Source organism: Bacteroides fragilis (assembly GCF_019583405.1).
In the GTDB taxonomy this organism is placed as follows: Bacteria; Bacteroidota; Bacteroidia; order Bacteroidales; family Bacteroidaceae; genus Bacteroides; species Bacteroides fragilis_B.
On sequence record NZ_SZUU01000006.1, the window covers coordinates 42930 to 62566 of the forward strand.

Here is a 19637-nt window from a genome sequence, read left to right on the forward strand (position 1 = left end):
CAAGCACATAGCAGACTGAAATAAAGAGTTAATTCTTCCCCCCTGTTCAGGAACGAAGAATTAACTCTTTATTTACTTTCCATGTATTTTGAAGGAGGTACACCAAACTGTTCCGTAAAGTGCTTTCTCAACGTCCGGGCATCGCTGAATCCTACCATTTCGGAGATTTCCTGAATGGAATAACGATTCTCCATAATCAATGAAGCAGCTTTACTTACCCGTATACTTCGAATCATATCGACTACAGATAACTCACTACGCTGCTTTACCTTCCGATACAAAGTAGGCTGGCTCATGTGAAGTTGCTCGGCTAACATCTTGACATTAAAATTATCATCAGACAGATTCTTCTCAATCACATTAATAAGTTTCTGCATAAATACGTCATCTTCATCTTCAGCCGGCTCCTGCTTCAACATCAAAGCTTTGGTATAAATCCGTTTCAAGCGTTCGCGTTGAAGAATCAGATTCTCCACTTTCGCTTTCAACACTTCCGGATTGAAAGGCTTCATCATATAGTCGTCCGCCCCGCTACGAGAACCTTGCAGTACATCTGCATCTTCTGCCCTGGCTGTCAACATCAGGATAGGAATATGGGCTGTCTCTTGTCGTTCGCGTATCTCCCGGCAACAAGCAAATCCATCTTTGACTGGCATCATCACGTCCGAAATAATTAAATCGGGAATTTCTTTTGTGGCAACTTGAATACCTTCTTCACCATCGGCAGCCTCAAGTACCGTGTATTTTGCTACAAACAAGGAACGGATATACTGACGTACATCTACATTGTCTTCAATAATCAGAAGCGTTTTTTTAGTGACCGGAACCTCCCCTTCAGTGTTTTCCTGTACGGATAAGGGTTGAAATTGCGGCTCCATTTCATGTTTATGATAATCTACCACTTCGTATAAGTCACCGATAAAATGAGATTTACCTTCCGGTATCAATAGAACAAACGTAGAACCTTTCCCAGGTTCACTATCAAGAGTGACTTGTCCATGATGCAGATCCATCGTATTTTTCACAATCCGCAATCCAATACCGACTTTGGTCGAAAAAGCCGGTGAATTATCGCCGGTGATGAAAGAATCAAAAATACGTTTTTGCAATTCATCCGGAATTCCCGTTCCCGTATCTGATACTGTTATCCGGCAAAAACCCTTTCCATCCCGCTCCATGCGGGTCAGAGAAAGCAAAACTTCTCCGTTTGGCGAAGTATATTTAAAAGCATTGGATAACAGGTTACTGACTGATGAAGTTATTTTCTCCGTATCAATCCACAGATAAACAGGATCATCCGGGAGCTGTACATTGAACGTAAATCCCTTCACTCCTGCCATTTGGCGGAATGACTCAGCTACCTCCTTTACTAATCCTACAATATCCGCTTCCGACAAACGAAGTTTCACCATTCCGGCTTCTATTTTCTGTACATAGAGTAATTGATCGACCAGCGTATGCAACGAAGTTCCGTTTTTATACATGGTATATAGTTTGCTATATAACGGATCGGAAGCTTTAATATACTGCAACAGCTCTTGTAGAGGTGAGAGAATCAAAGTCAATGGAGTGCGCAATTCGTGTGCCGCACTTGTGAAGAAGTTCTCACGCTCCATCCGGATTTGCCGTTCTTTCTCACGCTCCAAGTTTAAGGTCAGGAGTTCATGCTTCATCTTCATTTCTTGTTCCAAACGCTTTTGGCGAAGTCGAACAAGACGGAACAGATAGCCGACAAGCCCGACAAACGCCAGAAAGACCACCAACCGGAAAGCCAGCGTACGACTCCAGTGCGGCAAGATACGAATATGGAACGAAGTCATCTCTCCACTACTCCCATCAGGATAAATACTTTTCACTTCAAACGTATAGTCACCCTTTGGCAAATTGGTGTACGACGCTTTCTCACCTTCGTCCGACACCTGCCAATGCTCCTGATAAGGTAATAAACGATAATTGTATTTCCGCTGTTCTTCAGAGTAAGAAAGGTTATTAAAGATGAGGGCAAAGTCTCGGTTGGCATTATTCAATGTCACCGAATGGGTGTAGGAGATTCCTTCACTGAGCAGAGCCTGCCCATTGATCTCTTCACCAATCTCTACGGGGCGGCTGTCTACCTCAAGTCCGGTAATGAAAACTTTATCACTGTTCAAGGGAACATCCACATCGTTAGGATTAAAATAGGTGAGTGTCTTATTGTTCCCGAAAAACAGGGTCTCGCCGGCAAACAAGGCGGAACGGTTACTGCCGGAGATGTAGTAGTTATAAAACAGATGCTGATGGCGGCTATAACGTGAAACTCCCGAATTGCTTCCCAACCAGATATGCCCCTGGCTGTCTTCGACTAGACATCCTATAAAATTGCTGCATAAACCATTGCGCGTCGTATAGAACTCCCGTATAGCATCCATATCCGGTGAGAGAATACCAAATCCGTCCATATAACCTATATATACGTTGCCATCCAAAGAGGCCAATAAAGAGCGTACAGATTTTTGCGCGATATGTGCTTTCTCTTCATAACCTGTCTTTATTGAGATGCCTTCGTTATCATCAACCATCATTCTGCACACACCCAATAACGTTGTCCCCAACCATATAGAGCCATCCTTGCTCCCGACAATAGCACGCACAAAGAATTGAGGACAATTCTCAATATATTTACCAACAGGAATCCTCTTACAATATCCGGACTCCGGCTTCAACATCCACACCCCGGAACTCGTTCCGACCCATAGCCTCTGTTTCGCATCTACGTACAAAGCCCATACAGAAAGTGTATTGATATGAGTACCGTCCTGAAGAGTATACAACCGGAACTGCTCCGTCCGGTCATCATAAGAGGTCAGCGTACCATCTTTGTTTCCAAACCAAAGCGTTCCACGGGCATCTTTTGTGGCACAAAGCACCGTGTGCCTTTCCCGTATCTCCGGAGGGCCTACGGTAGTAAAATTCATCCGCCTCACCGGATCAAACGATTGGGAACTCCTCATGATACCCTGATGAAAGGTAGCCATCCAGACGTTCTTTTTGCTATCCGTCAGGATTCCGCAGATTTCATTATGCCGCTCTTGATGGAATTGATTGTAAAACTGCGACCTCAAATCAGAATACATCACGCCTCCACCGTTGGTACCTATCCAAACAACACCATCGGGATCATAATAAGCAGATATCATTCTCGTTTCGAGGCTCCGATGAAGCTGTGAAGCCGTATTATTGTATACCTCGGTAGTTACTCTCTCCGGATGACCTTGATCCGGCATTAATAGTGTATATCCACTCCAGGTGACTGCCAGATAGCGGTTATTATTAAGAGGTATGACCTGAAATACGTCGGTATGCGAGAGCTGATTCTCTCCGCCATTCTCCCGATAGGTGATTCTGTCGATATCCCCGGAAGCAACCTGATAGCGTAAAAGGCCTCTTCCAACGGTAGAAACCCAAATAACACCTTTATCATATAGCACGGAAGTCACACTCCAGACTTCATCCTTCCACAATTGTATCTTTTGGGACTGTTGGGGTGAGCCGGGATGAAACAAAATCAAAGATCCTTCCCCCGTTATCAGGCATAAAGTCTGATGATCGCTCCCATAGCACATAGCATAGAACTCTTCAGAAGCATCGATCAACTGCGTATACTCCTCTTTACATCTGAGCTTTATTAAAGTCACATCACCCTGTTCATCTTTCACCTCTTCGCATACATACAAACTTAACTTATGACCCGAAAAAGCCCAAAAGGATTTATCATCCACCGGCAACAAATGGGGAATGCGCATCTGGCTGCTGTCTGCTGCATAAACGATCGGTATGAACGATTCTGTGGTCCGGTCAAAGCAATACAACGCATTTCCGGCAATTACTCCCAGATACAAATCAGACAGCTCTACAATTTCAGTAACATGCACATAGGAGTATGAAGGGGTGAAGTTCTTTATCGTTCTTCCATCATAACGGCTCAATCCGTTATTAGTACCAAACCACATGAAACCATCCCTGTCTTTATAGATAGATAAAATCGTATTATCGGCCAACCCATCTTGCATCGTCAATAAACGAACATCCTTATCGAAGAAAGCACAGACAGGAACTATTGGGCAAGCACATGCAAAAAGTATAAGTAACAAGAGATTCAGATGCTTCATCATAATATAAATTTGTTGCAAATAAACGAAATAAAGCCTAAACATACAAAAGAGTATTGAAAAAAGATGCTTGTGAATTAAACGTGCATGCTGAATGATAAGAGTATGTCCGTTATCAATCATCCATTCCCGCTACTTTTGCCTGTAACAAACCTTATGTATAACTTTAAATAAGAAACGAATGAAAAAAATTTCAATCTTATTCATGTTGCTGCTCGGCATCACTTCATTGTATGCACAGCAATTCAACATTACGGGTACTGTGATTGACAAAAAGCTCAATGAGCCAATCATCGGTGCTACTGTCCAAGTAAAAGGGACAAACAACGGAACCGTCACAAATTTGGATGGTGAGTTCGCCCTAAAAAATGTCGCAAAAGGAAGTGTATTAAACGTGTCCTATATAGGATACGTAACTCAGTCAATCTCCCTCAATGGTGCCCAAACATCTTTCAGGATTGAATTGAGTGAAGATTCAAAAACGCTTGATGAAGTAGTGGTAGTCGGCTTTGGTACCCAGAAGAAGGTAAACTTGACCGGAGCCGTTGCCAGTGTAGATACCAAAGCACTGGCTTCACGTCCGGTATCACAGGTGGGGCAGGCCCTACAAGGTGTAGTTCCGGGATTAAACCTGTCCACTCCTGATTTAGGAGGACAGTTGGGACAAACAATGAACGTAAACATCCGTGGAACAGGTACTATTGGTAAAGGATCGAGTGCTTCACCACTTATCCTGATTGACGGAATGGAAGGCAACATGAACAATTTGAATCCGGAAGACATTGAAAACATCTCTGTGCTAAAAGATGCCGCTTCTTCTTCTGTCTATGGATCACGTGCCGCATTCGGTGTCATCCTAATCACTACTAAAAAGGGTAAAGCTGGTAAAATGCAGGTAAACTACAACAACAGTTTCCGCTATTCTGGACCAACTAATCTCCCTAACCAACTTGATTCCTATCGTTTTGCCAATTACTTTAATGAAGCATCCATCAACCAAGGTGGAACTGCAATATTTGATGAAGAGACCATAGACCGTATCCAGAAGTATATGGCAGGAGAAATTACAACAACCACCATAGCCAACGGCAACAATTGGCATTTCCACGAAAAAGCCAATGATAACGTAAACTGGTGGAAAACGCATTTTAAATGGGCTTGGTCAAATGAACACAATATCAGTCTGAACGGAGGTACAGAAAGATTGCAATACTATGTTTCAGGCAGTTATCTGAATCAGGACGGTAATCTCCGTTACGGTAACGATAATTACAAACGCTATAACGCAACAGCAAAAGTAAATGCGCAGATTAACAAATACGTAGAATTCAACATCAACACCAAATTCGTTCGTTTTGATCTTGACAATCCTATTTATCTTGAAGAAGGGGGACTTCTCTATCATGATATTGCCCGTATGTGGCCTATGATGCCTTTTAAAGACCCCAACGGCTATTATATGAGAAATGGCAAACTCAGCCAATTGACTGACGGTGGACGTGCCAAAACACACAATGACAATATTTACCTCCAGGGACAATTGGTAATTCACCCTATGAAAGGTTGGAATATCTATGCAGAAGCAGGAATGCGGGTTATCAACCAGAATAAACAAACCAACCTGAATCCCATCTACGAGCACGATGTAAACGGTAACCCGCTGGCATTAGCTTTCAGCGGTAGCTATTCTCCGGGATCCTCATTCGCACGCTCAGCCTATCAAAACAGTAATTTTTATACTACAAGTGTATACACTGATTACACATTGCAAATAAAAGACCATTATTTTAAGGCATTGATCGGAATGAACACCGAAGAATACATTTATCGCGAACTTGCTGCTCAGCGTCCTGATGTAATCAGCAGTCTCGTTCCGGAAATCAGTGCAGCAACAGGAGAAGACAAAATTAATAGTTCCAAATACAATGACTGGTCCACAGCCGGATTCTTCGGACGCCTCAACTATGCTTATAAAGATCGTTATATGGCCGAAGTAAATGTTCGTTATGACGGTTCTTCCCGCTTTTTGAGAGATCAACGCTGGAATGTATTCCCTTCCTTCTCTTTAGGATGGAATGTAGCTCGTGAATCATTCTTTGAACCGATCAACGATATTATTGGCACGCTGAAACCTCGTGTTTCATGGGGTATGTTAGGTAACCAGAACACAGATTCTTACTATCCGTTCTATCTGACACAAAGTGTAACAGCTAACGGTGGCAACTGGTTAATGGATAGCAACAGGCCAACAACAGCCGGAGTTCCCGGAATGGTCAGTAGTACACTTACATGGGAGAAAATCTATAATACCAATTTCGGTATCGATCTCGGCATGTTCAACAATCGTCTGAACATGACTTTTGAATACTTCATCCGCAGAACCAAAGATATGGTAGGACCGGCAGCCGAAGTAGGTGCTATTTTAGGAACTTCACTACCCAATACCAACAATGCAGAATTGAAAAATAAGGGATGGGAACTACAGGTTGACTGGAGAGATAATATCGGAAAAGTAAACTACAATGTAGGATTCAATCTTTCTGACAACCGTGCCAAAGTCATTTCATATCCTAACGCTTCAAAAGCTCTGTGGGATGCAAACGGCAACGCCCTCTATTACAACGGGATGACTATCGGAGAAATATGGGGATACGAAACCGAAGGTATTGCCCATACAGACGCTCAAATGACGGAATGGCTGGCTAACAATGACCAAAGTAAAATAGGTTCTGCCTGGGGAGCAGGTGATATTATGTATCGCGACCTCAATGGTGATGGTATAGTAGACAAAGGAAATAGTACAGCAACAGATCATGGTGATTTAAAGAAAATCGGAAACAGTACTCCTCGTTTTCGTTTCGGATTGAGTTTAGGAGCTGACTGGAAAGGCTTTGATGTCCAAATGTTCTTCCAAGGTGTCATGAAGCGTGATCTTTGGTTGAGCGGTCCCATGTTCTGGGGAGCAGACGGTGGCGAGTGGCAATCTGTTGGTTTCGACGAACATCTCGACTATTTCCGTCCTGAAAACACAACTTCTATATTTGGAGCAAATGTTGACTCTTACTATCCTAGAGCATATTTAGGCGATAAAGGAAACAAAAACAAGCAGACTCAAACACGTTACTTGCAGAACGGTGCTTATATGCGCATGAAAAATCTGCAAATCGGATATACATTCCCGAAAGCCTGGATGAATAAAGCAAAAATTGAAAGACTCCGTGTTTATGTCAGCGGTGAGAACTTATTTACAATCAGTGGCATTGCCGATATGTTCGACCCTGAAGCAACTGCCGGTAACGGATTCAGCAACGGAAAGACCTACCCATTGTCAAAGACTATTTCATTTGGTTTAAATATAACTCTCTAAAAAGCAAGTACAATGAAAAAGAATCTATTATATATTTTTAGTTTAGCAAGTGTTTTATGCTCTTGCAATGATTTTCTTGATAAAGAGCCATTGGATGCCGTACCGACCGACAAATATCTGTTGGCAGAAAGTGACTTAGCGGCTTATTCGGCTAATTTGTATGACCAACTTCCATCCCACACTCCGGGACAATATAGTATGGGAGTATTTGCTACCGATAACAACAGTGATAACCAAGCTGCAAGTAACCCCAACAGCTCGTTTGTAAAAGGCGAAACTCGTGTAGCGCAAAGTGGCGGTGCCTGGGATTTCGGTAAAATTCGAAATGTAAATTACTTCATCAACAAAGTACGCCCTCGTCTGGAAGCTGGCGAACTAAGTGGAACAGAAGCTAATAACATGCATTATCTGGGGGAGATGTATTTCTTCCGCGCCTATATTTATTACACCAAGTTGGTTGCTCTCGGAGATTTTCCTATCTTGAAACAATGGATTTCGGAAGACTATGAAACGGTCAGAGAAGCAAGCAAACGTCGTCCGCGCAATGAAGTGGCACGTTTCATTTTACAAGATCTGGATTCTGCTTACTACTACATGAAGACAACTGCTCCCATGAGTAACCGTCTAAATAAAGATTGTGCTGCTTTATTGAAAAGTCGTGTAGCCCTGTTCGAAGGTACTTGGGAAAAATATCATAAAGGAACTGCTCGTGTTCCGGGAGGACCAGGATGGCCAGGAGCAGAAAAGGACTATCTGAAAGATTTCACAATTAATATCGATTCTGAAATCAAGTTCTTCCTGACCGAAGCAAAAGAAGCTGCCCAGATTGTTGCAGATAAGCATCCGTTGTTCAACAATTATCCGTCATTATTCAACAGCCAATCGTTAAGCAATGCCTCGGAAGTGTTATTATGGAGGGCTTATGATGCCAGCCTGACTCCTTCTGTGAATCACTTCGTAGTAGGCTATATTCAACGTAATGGAGGAGGTAACACCGGATGGACACGCAATATGATGCAAACTTACTTGATGGAAAACGGATTACCTATTTATGCAGGCAATTCCGGTTACCAAGGAGATAAATCTTATGAAGCTGTTGCAGCCAACCGTGACCCACGTCTGACATACAATACTTTATTACCTGGTGATCTGCTATCAGAAGGGGGTAGCAATATCGAATATCTGGTTAAAGGATATGGCTATTATTACCGTGCGCCGATTGTACTTGGACAGGATGAAAACAAATGTCCTACCGGCTATTCTGTAAAGAAAGGACTGACAACAGATGCAGCACAAGGTCCGACTCTGCCTTCAACTACAGCATGCGTTGTATTTCGGGCTGCAGAAGCATACCTGAATTATATGGAAGCAGATTATGAACTGAATAATTCACTCGATGCCAACAGTGATAAATACTGGAAAGCCCTCCGCAGCCGCGCAGGAATGGATACCGATTATCAGAAAACAATCAATGCAACAGATTTGAGTAAGGAACTGGACTTTGCCCGCTATTCCGGCTCAGAGTTTGTGTCAAATACTTTGTATAACATCCGTAGGGAGCGCCGCATTGAGTTTGCAGCCGAAGGACTTCGTCTGAACGATCTGAAACGCTGGCGCGCACTGGATATGATGCAGAATTATCATGTTGAAGGATTCGATTTGTGGAGTGAAAACTATCAACGCTACACAACTCCCAATCCGATGCCGGCAGCGGACGTCACTCTCTCTGTTATTAACCTGATAGAATCAGGGAACGCCAATGCCAATGTGTCAGCAAAATCAGAAAGCCAGTACCTGCGTCCCTACCGGATTAATACAAATAACATAGCCTATAACGGCTATAACTGGAACCAGAATAAATACCTGAATCCGATAGCCTTCGATCACTTCCGTCTGACAACAGCAGAAGAAGGGTCTACAGACTATACCACCTCCACAATTTATCAAAATCCGGGATGGAAAATAGAAACCAGCAGTCTCCCCGATGGAGATTAGTTTTCAGTAGATTAGATATCCGATAACCAACAGGACCTCCTCAAAAAAATGCGGGGAGGTCTTGTTTCTTTCACCAAAAATTGTATTTTTATAGAAAAGATGTAACTTTACAGCATTATGAAAAAGATTATCCCGCAAACACTGCTTACCTTGCCTATCTTGGCCACAGGACTACAGGCACAGGAAAAGCAAACTCCCCCCAATCTGGTCTTCATTATGGCCGATCAATATCGAGGAGATGCCATTGGTTGCATCGGTAAAGAACCTGTAAAGACTCCCCATCTGGACAAACTTGCCTCAGAAGGAATCAACTTCACCAATGCTATCAGCAGTTATCCGGTATCATCACCGGCAAGAGGCATGCTGATGACCGGTATGTATCCTATTGGCAGTAAAGTAACCGGAAACTGCAACTCCGAAACCGCTCCTTATGGAGTAGAACTTTCCCAAAACGCCCGCTGTTGGAGCGATGTGCTTAAAGATCAGGGATACAACATGGGATACATCGGAAAGTGGCATCTGGATGCACCCTACAAGCCCTATGTAGACACTTATAATAATCGTGGGAAAGTAGCATGGAACGAATGGTGTCCGCCCGAACGTCGTCACGGTTTCGAGCATTGGATAGCTTATGGAACATATGATTACCATTTGAAACCAATGTACTGGAATACCACTGCTCCGCGAGACAGCTTCTATTATGTCAATCAATGGGGTCCGGAATACGAAGCAAGCAAAGCTATCGAATACATCAACGAACAGAAAGACCAAAAACAACCGTTTGCACTGGTGGTATCGATGAATCCTCCACACACGGGATATGAATTAGTGCCGGACCGGTATAAAGAAATATACAAGGATCTGGATGTAGAGGCACTCTGCAAAGGACGACCCGATATCCCGGCCAAAGGCACGGAAATGGGAGACTACTTCCGAAATAACATCCGGAACTATTATGCCTGCATCACCGGTGTAGACGAAAATGTAGGGCGAATCATCGAGGCCCTTAAACAAAATAATTTATTTGATAATACGATCGTGGTCTTTACCTCTGACCATGGAATCTGTATGGGTGCCCACGAGAATGCCGGAAAAGATATCTTCTATGAAGAGTCAATGCGTATCCCCATGATCCTATCTTGGCCGGACCAAATAAAACCACGTAAAAGCGACCCGTTAATGATTGCTTTTGCCGACCTATACCCCACACTCCTGTCAATGATGGGATTCAGTAAAGAAATCCCGGAAACAGTACAGACATTCGACCTGTCCAATGAAGTACTGACCGGAAAAAACAAAAAAGATCTTGTACAACCATACTATTTCGTAAAATTCGATAACCATGCAACAGGTTATCGCGGACTCCGTACCGACCGATATACATATGCCGTACACGCAACAGACGGAAAGATCGATGATATCATTCTTTTCGACCGCACCAATGATCCCCATGAAATGAATAACATTGCCAGCCAAGAACTTAAGCTTACCCAGACACTTAACCGGCAATTGAAAGCATGGCTTGAAAAAACCAATGACCCATTTGCCCAATATATAAAACTTAAATAATTATGAACAAAATCAACACCATCCTACTCTTGCTTTTTTGCTCAGTCTATTGCCTGGCACAACAGGCTACTATCCCCGTCCCTAAGCCCTTTCAGTTGAAATGGCATCAGGCAGAAATGGGAGCTGTATTCCACTATGACCTGCATGTATTCGACGGAGTACGCTACGGACAAGGCAACAACCGCATCAATCCGATAGAAGATTACAACATATTCAACCCGACGGAACTAAACACAGACCAGTGGGTGCTGGCAGCCAAAGCAGCCGGATGTAAGTTTGCCGTACTGACCGCCACTCATGAAACCGGTTTCGGTCTCTGGCAGAGTGACGTAAATCCTTATTGCCTCAAAGCCGTCAAATGGAGAGACGGCAAAGGAGACATCGTCCGTGACTTTGTCAACTCTTGCCGCAAATACGGATTACAACCAGGTATCTACATCGGTATCCGGTGGAATTCTCTTTTGGGCATACACAATTTTAAAGCAGAAGGAGAAGGAGAATTTGCTCACAACCGGCAAGCATGGTACAAACGACTGTGTGAAAAGATGGTGACCGAACTTTGCACCCGTTATGGAGATCTATACATGATTTGGTTTGACGGCGGTGCCGATGATCCTCGTGGAGACGGACCGGACGTAGAGCCTATTGTGAATAAATATCAGCCTAATTGCCTGTTCTATCATAATATAGATCGTGCGGATTTTCGTTGGGGTGGTTCCGAAACGGGTACCGTAGGTTATCCTTGCTGGTCTACCTTCCCCGCACCTTGCTCACATCACAAGCGGATAGAAAGCAACGTCGATCAAATCGAACTGTTGAAGCATGGCGACAAAGATGGAAAATACTGGGTACCAGCCATGGCAGATACTCCTTTGCGTGGAGCCAACGGCCGTCATGAATGGTTCTGGGAACCGGACGACGAAAACAACATCTATCCATTGAACGAACTAATGGATAAATATGAAAAATCTGTAGGGCGGAACGCTACCCTGATTTTAGGTCTGACACCCGATCCGAACGGATTAATCCCGACGGGAGACGAACAACGCCTGAAAGAATTCGGTACGGAAATCAATCGTCGCTTCTCTTCTCCATTAGCCCAGACATCGGGACAGAAAAAAAGTATGACCCTGAAACTGGACAAAAAGCAACCGGTGAACTACTGCATTATTCAAGAAAACATACAGAATGGAGAACGTATCCGCCAATATAAAGTAGAAGCCAAGGTAAATGGAAAGTGGCAAACAGTTTGTTCAGGAGAATCTGTCGGACACAAACGCATCGAAAAATTCGATCCGGTAGAGACCACAGTACTACGACTGACTGTTCTACAATCCATTGCAGTACCTGATATTATCAATTTCAGTGCTTTTTCTGTCAACTAATTCATACGCATGAAAAGATATTTCATCATAAGTTTGCTTACTTTGGCAAGTACGGTCGCTCCTCTGACGGCTGTACTTGCCCAAAGTTCTTTTATCTACAAAAAAGGTAAATCGTTCAAAGAAGTAAGCGCCTACCAGATGCCTCAGGCTATCCGCTTGGACAGAACGGCAGAACCGGTCATTTATGAGAATACAATTCCTGAAAATGCAACCACTATATGCTACCGCATCCAACTGCCGTCTTATGTGCGGGGGACATTCTTCAGCCGGGATTCCCGCCCCGGAGATTACGAATGGCCCAACAATACCAACCGCCTCTTGCCTTGGATGTTCAACCATTTGACAGATCTTACCCGAGACGACTATCCGGGGATTCCTTCCAACGCACGTCCTTCTACATTGGGAGACGCTTTATTGTTGCAAATGACCGATGGAAGCTATCTGTTCACCAAAGCAGTAGCGGGTGATAACAGTCTCAGTTGGTTTCAGGTAAATACGGACGGATCACTCAATTTATATGTATCGACATTGGGAACCGACCCGCTCGAACACAAAGTACCGGTAGCACTGGTTCAAAGTGCCGGAAACATTTATCAGGTATTCCGGCAGGCTTACGAAACCTTGATATCCGACCGGAACGTATCGGCCCTGCAAAAGCGCACGAAAAAGAACTATTTTGAAGCTCTGAACTATCTGGGATGGTGTACCTGGGAGCATTACCATTTCGATATTGATGAAACAAAAATCCTGAATGACCTGGATGCCATCGAAACCTCCGGGATTCCTGTACGTTATGTATTGATCGACGATGGTCACCTGGCCAACAAGAATCGTCAACTGACAAGTTTTACCCCCGATCCCCAACGTTTCCCGAACGGATGGGCTCCGATCATGGCACACAAAAACAAAGATAAAATACGTTGGATGGGATTGTGGTATGCCCTCTCAGGATATTGGATGGGAATCTCCGCCGATAATGATTTTCCAGCCCATGTGAAAACCAGCCTCTATCCTTTCAACGGTAGTCTCTTGCCCGGTAAAAGTGCCCCGAACATCGACACTTTCTACCAGTATTACGTTCATTCCCTGAAAGCCTATGGATTCGACTTTCTCAAAGTAGACAATCAGGCATTCACTTTACCACTCTACATGGGCTCCACTGAAGTTGTACGTCAGGCGAAAGAGTGTAATCTGGCATTGGAAAAGCAGACTCACGAACAGCAGATAGGGCTGATGAACTGCATGGCTCAAAACGTACTTAACACGGATCACACCCTACATAGCGGAGTCGCCCGTGTCAGCATTGACTATACTAAATACAATGAGAACATGGCCAAGTCGCATCTCTTCCAATCATACACCAACACATTACTGCAAGGGCAAACCGTATGGCCGGATCACGATATGTTTCATTCCAGCGATACGATCTGTGGCAGTTTGATGGCTCGTTCCAAGGCTATTTCAGGCGGGCCGGTCTATCTGTCCGATTCTCCGAAAGAATTTATAAAAGAGAATATTTTCCCACTGATTGATAAAGACGGCAAGATATTCCGCCCGGAAGCACCTGCCATTCCGACTCCTGAATCGATATTGACCAATCCGCTGCAAGACGGAAAGACATACCGGGTATTCGCTCCTACAGGTGACGAGGCTGTATCCCTAATTTGTTACAACCTCAACACCTCACCCAAACACCGGAAAGTAACCGCCGGGATAGACCCGAAGGATTATCTGTTACGCGAAACACTGACCGGCAAACCAACACCTCAACAAAAACGAGTAATTCTATTCGACTGGAACAATCAGACAGCCACCGAACTGACCGGTAAACAAACTGTAGATTTGGATGGATTTACCGACCGTCTATTTCATCTCTGTCCGATTCGTGACGGATGGGCCGTTATCGGGATACAGGAAAAATATCTGTCACCTGCGACCATCCGGATTCTATCTTCCACCCCGGACAAGTTGGTTATCAATGTACTTTCTCCGGGAACTCTGAAAATATGGACAGAGAACTCCGGAAAACAAGAACTGAGAAGTATTCAGGTAAAAGAAACCGGAAAAATGACCATCAAAAAATAATCCTCTAATATATAATTACGATGAATAAGAAAATAATTATCCCCCTCGCACTGGCCCCACTGGCTGCTCCGGCTCTGCAAGCCCAACACCAGCAACCGAACGGACGTACGGACACACGCCCCAACATCATTCTCTTCATGGTAGACGACATGGGCTGGCAAGATACATCCCTGCCCTTCTGGACCCAAAAGACACACTACAACGAAGTCTACGAAACTCCTAACATGGAACGCCTTGCCAAACAAGGTATGATGTTCACCCAAGCCTATGCCAGCAGCATCAGTTCGCCCACCCGCTGTAGTCTGATTACGGGAACTAACGCCGCCCGTCACCGGGTGACCAACTGGACATATCCCAAAGGACAACAAACGGATCGTCCGAGCGATGTATTCAACGTAGCGGATTGGAACGTTAACGGGGTTTGCCAGGTTCCTAACATCGACCACACATTTCAGGCAACCTCACTGGCAGAAATTCTGAAAGATAATGGCTACCACACGATTCATTGTGGAAAAGCACATTTCGGTGCCGTCAACACTCCTGGAGAGAGTCCTTATCACATGGGCTTTGAAGTAAACATAGCCGGACACGCAGGAGGCGGATTAGCAAGCTACCTGGGTGAAAATAATTACGGAAACCGGACGGATGGTAAACCGAGTCCCTGGTTCGCCGTTCCGGGATTAGAGAAATACTGGGGAACCGATACTTTCGTCAGTGAAGCCCTGACACTCGAAGCTATCAAAGCACTTGATCATGCCAAAGAGTACAATCAGCCCTTCTTCCTCTACATGGCCCATTATGCAATCCATGTTCCGATTGATAAGGACAAACGCTTCTATCAAAAATATATCGATAAAGGGTTGACTCCCAAAGAAGCTGCTTACGCCGCTCTGATCGAAGGTATGGACAAAAGTTTGGGTGACCTGATGGACTGGCTGGATAAAAACGGAGAAGTAGACAATACCATCGTTATCTTTATGAGTGACAACGGTGGTCTATCCAGCGAACCGGGATGGCGTGACGGAAAACTGCACACGCAGAACTCTCCCCTCAACAGCGGGAAAGGATCGGCTTACGAAGGCGGTGTACGCGAACCGATGATTGTCCGCTGGCCGGGTGTTGTAAAACCGGATACAAAGTGTGATAAATATCTGATTATCGAAGATTTCTATCCGACTATACTCGAGATGGCACAAATCAAACACTATAAGACAGTGCAGCCGATCGACGGAATTAGTTTTATGCCTCTTCTGACACAGACCGGCGATCCATCCAAAGGACGCAGCCTACATTGGAACTTCCCTAATCATTGGGGAAACGACGGTCCCGGCATCGGTCCGACCTGTACGGTACGTAAAGGTGATTGGAAGTTGATTTACTACTATGACAGCGGCAAAAAAGAGTTGTTCAATATTCCGGAGGACATCGGTGAAAAGAATAATTTGGCAGCCCTACATCCGGAGATCGTGAAAAATTTATCAAAAGAATTGGGCAACTATTTACGCAAGGTAGGTGGACAACGCCCTTCATTTAAGGCAACCGGAAAGCCGTGTCCCTGGCCGGATGAAATCAAATAACGACTATATACTTTATTGTAACAACGATTCTGAAAATGACTGATGTGGTTTTCAGAATCGTAATTGCACACCCTATCATAATCTGCAACTTTCACTTGCCTTCCCTCTATCTGCTCTACATCCCCAACATTCACTTCTGAAAGATATTGGAGTAAAATTTCGTCTATTTGAGGAACTTCTTTTAAAGGACAATTTAAATCCACCTTAAAGTCAAAAACTCCTCGTACATACCTGATGAGAAAGCTGGTTTTTCATTTAATTCAATCAATGCTCCCCAAGAGCAGAAAAAGAAGGAATAGTACTGTGTAGTCGCTCTTGAATACATTAAAAAGTTCGCAAATTTTGCGAACATCAAAATATAGTGTTATATTTGCATCCGTAAAAACAACCAATATGGAGATAATTTTCGACAAGGAGTATTTACGGGATTTGTATGTTACCGGAAAAGCCGATAAAAAACATCGGTTTCAACCGGAGATTATCCGTAAATATATCCACATCATTGATTTGATGATTGAAAAGACTGATATAACGGCTTTGGCTCAATATAACTCACTGAATTATGAAAAACTAAAAGGTGATAAAGCGGGATTGTCTTCTGTAAGAGTGAACAATCAATACCGTATTGAGTTTGAAGAGAGAATCAGGGATGGCGAAATTATCGCTACGATATGTAATATAACAGAATTGTCGAACCATTATAAATAGGAGGAATGGATATGAATGCTGCTACACAAGGGATTGACCCCAAAATGATTGCCAATAATCTTACTCCTGCATATCCAACCCATCCGGGTGAGATTTTGAAGGATGAAATCGAGTATAGGGGAATATCCCAGCGCAAATTAGCGAAACAGATGGGATTGGGATATTCCGTTTTGAACGAGATACTGAACGCCCGCCGCCCGATGACTGAGAAGACCGCTTTACTTTTTGAGGCCGCTTTGGGAGTTGAAGCGGAATCGTTAATGCGTCTCCAGCTGAAATACAATATGCAGACCACCCGCAAAGACCAGACATTCATGGAGCGACTGGCACAAGTACGTAAAGTAGCAGCGGTACTCTGAATCTATTATCTATAACTTATAGGATACTTTAAATTAAGATTATAAGTAAAGAGCTAGGATGAGCAGTAAACTTAGAATCCATTTTGTTTTCCAAGTGCTCTATACGTTGACTTATGGAATAGCCTTTAAGAAGATATTCCTTTAATACCTTATTCGCCTATTGCCCAAACTGAATCCTTTATCAATTCTTCCTCCTTAAATATAGGACGGATTTGACGAATAGAGAAATTGTACACGCAATGGGAGAACCCAAAGAACTACGCATCTTTCGGTTCTCCTTTCTGTCTTATATCAAACAATAGACAAAATAGTTTCCGCCTTGTCTACTATATAATCCGGACAGAATGATTCAAGCTCCGTACGGGGGCGGAATCCCCACGTGACTCCACAGGAAGTAACTCCGCTATTGATAGCCGTCTGCATATCCACTCCCGAATCGCCGACATACAGCACTTCGTCTTTCGAAGCACCGGCAATCTGCAAAATATCATGCACCACAGCAGGATCCGGCTTCACCTTCACTCCCTCACGCTGCCCAAATACAGCAACAAATCGGATTCCTGGGAAATAATGTGCTATCAACTTCTCGGTGGCTGCCTGATATTTATTGGAAGCCACGGCCAATTTGTAATCTTTATCCTGCAATGTTTCCAACAATTCCGGAATTCCCGGATAAGGGCGACTCTCATCGACATTATGCCGGTCATAATGCAAAAGAAATTCTTTACGAACCCGAAGAACATTCTCTTCTGTTTTCTCTCCTTCGGGCAATGCACGCTCAAATAACTTGTTGATGCCGTTACCCACCATAAAATTATAGGAAGAGACTTCATGAATCGGATATCCCAAAGTTTGCAAAGCATAATTTGTACTATGTGCCAAATCGGCAATGGTATTCAATAAAGTACCATCCAAATCGAATATTATCAGTTTTTTCATATCTTCTATACCTCTATGTTTACGACAAAGATACGGATAATTCAGCGCTAACTTTACTGTCACCCCACCGACAAGCTTTATAATAATTGTTAACGGGAGGACGACAGTGACAAAAAAAGGATTGAATTTTGAGGGATAAAGCTCTTATACACGTATTTATTATTAGTAACTATCTATTCTGATACTTTAAAAACACACCTGTATGAAACAACCGGTAAAACAACGATTAGAATCATTGGATGCTTTAAGAGGACTGGATCTCTTTTTTCTGGTGGCATTAGGCCCCTTGTTAAGAACGCTAATCAGAGCCATAGACTCTCCCCATTTAAACGAAGTAAGCTGGTGCCTCCGACACGTCGACTGGATCGGTTTTTCCCCGTGGGACTTAATTATGCCCCTGTTCCTCTTCATGTCCGGAATCTCTATTCCTTTCGCTTTATCCCGCTTCAAAGGAAAGGCAGACAAGGGCAAACTGATCTACCGGTTATGCAAACGGGTGGTGTTACTCTGGATCTTCGGCATGATGTGCCAAGGCAACTTGTTGTCTCTTGATCCTGATCACCTGTATCTGTATACAAACACTTTGCAATCCATTGCCACAGGATATATTGCAGCAGCCTTATTGTTTCTCTATACCGACAGAAAAACTCAAATAATTCTTTCCGTTATATTGCTGCTTATCTACTGGGCTGCCATGAAATTCATCAGTATCGACGGCTTCGGAGGTGGCAACTATACCCCCGAAGGTAATCTGGCAGAATGGATCGACCGAACCGTATTAGGACGTTTCCGCGATGGGGCTTCCGTAGAAAACGGAACGGTGATTTTCGCTGAAGGTTACTATTATACATGGATACTGAGCAGCCTGAATTTTATTGTCACGGTGCTGACCGGATTGTTTGCCGGCTACATTGCTAAAGACACGACAGAGGGTAAGCGCAAACTTCAGTTGTATTTTGGCATCGGTGCAGGCATGGTTCTCGCAGGTTGGACATGGGGACTCGTATTTCCCGTTATCAAAACCGTATGGACCAGTTCAATGGTATTGGTCAGCAGTGGTTACTGCTTCCTGTTGATGGGACTGTTTTATTACTGGATCGACTATAAACAACACCGCTCCCACCTGACGTTGCTGAAAGTATACGGTATGAACTCTATCCTCGCCTATTTGCTGGATTGTATTTTCGATTTCCGATGTATCGGACATTCGCTATTTTATGGGCTCGAACCTTATATGGGAGCCTATTATCCTGTATTAATTTCTTTAGTCAGCGCATCCGTTGTATATGTCATCTTATGGCTACTCTACCAGCGTTCCATCTTCCTGAGAGTATAGAGAAACACGGGCAACGAATTCGCCGACAAGTAGATACGGCTATCATAATCTTTGTTAACGGAGAGACAGAATCAGTCCGGAAAGCTTCTTTTTAAAAGAAAATATTTTAAGTTTGTGAAATAGCAATAAAAAGGGAAGAATTTGAACTTAAAAATGGAAAGGAGACGCT

Annotated in this window: 11 protein-coding genes; 9 read left to right on the plus strand and 2 right to left on the minus strand. The window is 43.7% G+C overall.

The genetic code is table 11. The features are described 5' to 3' along the window. Positions 1 to 68 precede the first annotated feature (68 nt). A complete protein-coding gene (locus FDF36_RS13880) occupies positions 69 to 4148 on the minus strand; it encodes a hybrid sensor histidine kinase/response regulator transcription factor (RefSeq protein WP_220391866.1) in 4080 nt (1359 codons plus the stop codon). Between the two features lie 181 nt (positions 4149 to 4329). Here FDF36_RS13880 and FDF36_RS13885 point away from each other — a divergent pair, with 181 nt between their 5' ends. The 8 genes from FDF36_RS13885 (at position 4330) to FDF36_RS13920 (ending at position 17193) form a co-directional block, all read left to right on the plus strand. Continuing rightward, positions 4330 to 7515, plus strand: coding sequence for a SusC/RagA family TonB-linked outer membrane protein (locus FDF36_RS13885; RefSeq protein ID WP_220391730.1), 3186 nt, complete (start codon positions 4330 to 4332; stop codon positions 7513 to 7515). Between the two features lie 12 nt (positions 7516 to 7527). Next, the gene (locus tag FDF36_RS13890) at positions 7528 to 9510 is read left to right on the plus strand and encodes a RagB/SusD family nutrient uptake outer membrane protein (RefSeq protein ID WP_220391731.1); all 1983 of its coding nucleotides are present in this window, start codon (positions 7528 to 7530) and stop codon (positions 9508 to 9510) included. 117 nt (positions 9511 to 9627) lie between these two features. Next, entirely contained in the window at positions 9628 to 11079 is a 1452-nt protein-coding gene (locus tag FDF36_RS13895; RefSeq protein ID WP_220391732.1) for a sulfatase family protein, read from the plus strand. A 2-nt stretch (positions 11080 to 11081) separates the two neighbouring features. Beyond that, positions 11082 to 12464 (plus strand): alpha-L-fucosidase, encoded by a 1383-nt coding sequence (locus FDF36_RS13900; protein ID WP_220391733.1) that lies wholly within the window; start codon positions 11082 to 11084, stop codon positions 12462 to 12464. A 9-nt stretch (positions 12465 to 12473) separates the two neighbouring features. After that, on the plus strand, positions 12474 to 14549 hold the full coding sequence (locus FDF36_RS13905; RefSeq protein ID WP_220391734.1) for a Sip1-related alpha-galactosidase: 2076 nt from the start codon (positions 12474 to 12476) through the stop codon (positions 14547 to 14549). 20 nt (positions 14550 to 14569) lie between these two features. Further along, a complete protein-coding gene (locus FDF36_RS13910) occupies positions 14570 to 16126 on the plus strand; it encodes a sulfatase (protein ID WP_220391735.1) in 1557 nt (518 codons plus the stop codon). A 393-nt stretch (positions 16127 to 16519) separates the two neighbouring features. Then, on the plus strand, positions 16520 to 16834 hold the full coding sequence (locus tag FDF36_RS13915) for a type II toxin-antitoxin system RelE/ParE family toxin (protein ID WP_220391736.1): 315 nt from the start codon (positions 16520 to 16522) through the stop codon (positions 16832 to 16834). Between the two features lie 11 nt (positions 16835 to 16845). Continuing rightward, positions 16846 to 17193: a HigA family addiction module antitoxin gene (locus tag FDF36_RS13920; RefSeq protein WP_220391867.1), complete on the plus strand. Its 348-nt coding sequence runs from the start codon at positions 16846 to 16848 to the stop codon at positions 17191 to 17193. A 291-nt stretch (positions 17194 to 17484) separates the two neighbouring features. On the opposite strand, the gene FDF36_RS13925 is transcribed toward FDF36_RS13920, so the two are convergent. Beyond that, positions 17485 to 18132: an HAD family hydrolase gene (locus FDF36_RS13925; RefSeq protein WP_220391737.1), complete on the minus strand. Its 648-nt coding sequence runs from the start codon at positions 18130 to 18132 to the stop codon at positions 17485 to 17487. 202 nt (positions 18133 to 18334) lie between these two features. Here FDF36_RS13925 and FDF36_RS13930 point away from each other — a divergent pair, with 202 nt between their 5' ends. Beyond that, positions 18335 to 19468: an acyltransferase family protein gene (locus FDF36_RS13930; protein WP_220391738.1), complete on the plus strand. Its 1134-nt coding sequence runs from the start codon at positions 18335 to 18337 to the stop codon at positions 19466 to 19468. Positions 19469 to 19637 lie beyond the last annotated feature (169 nt).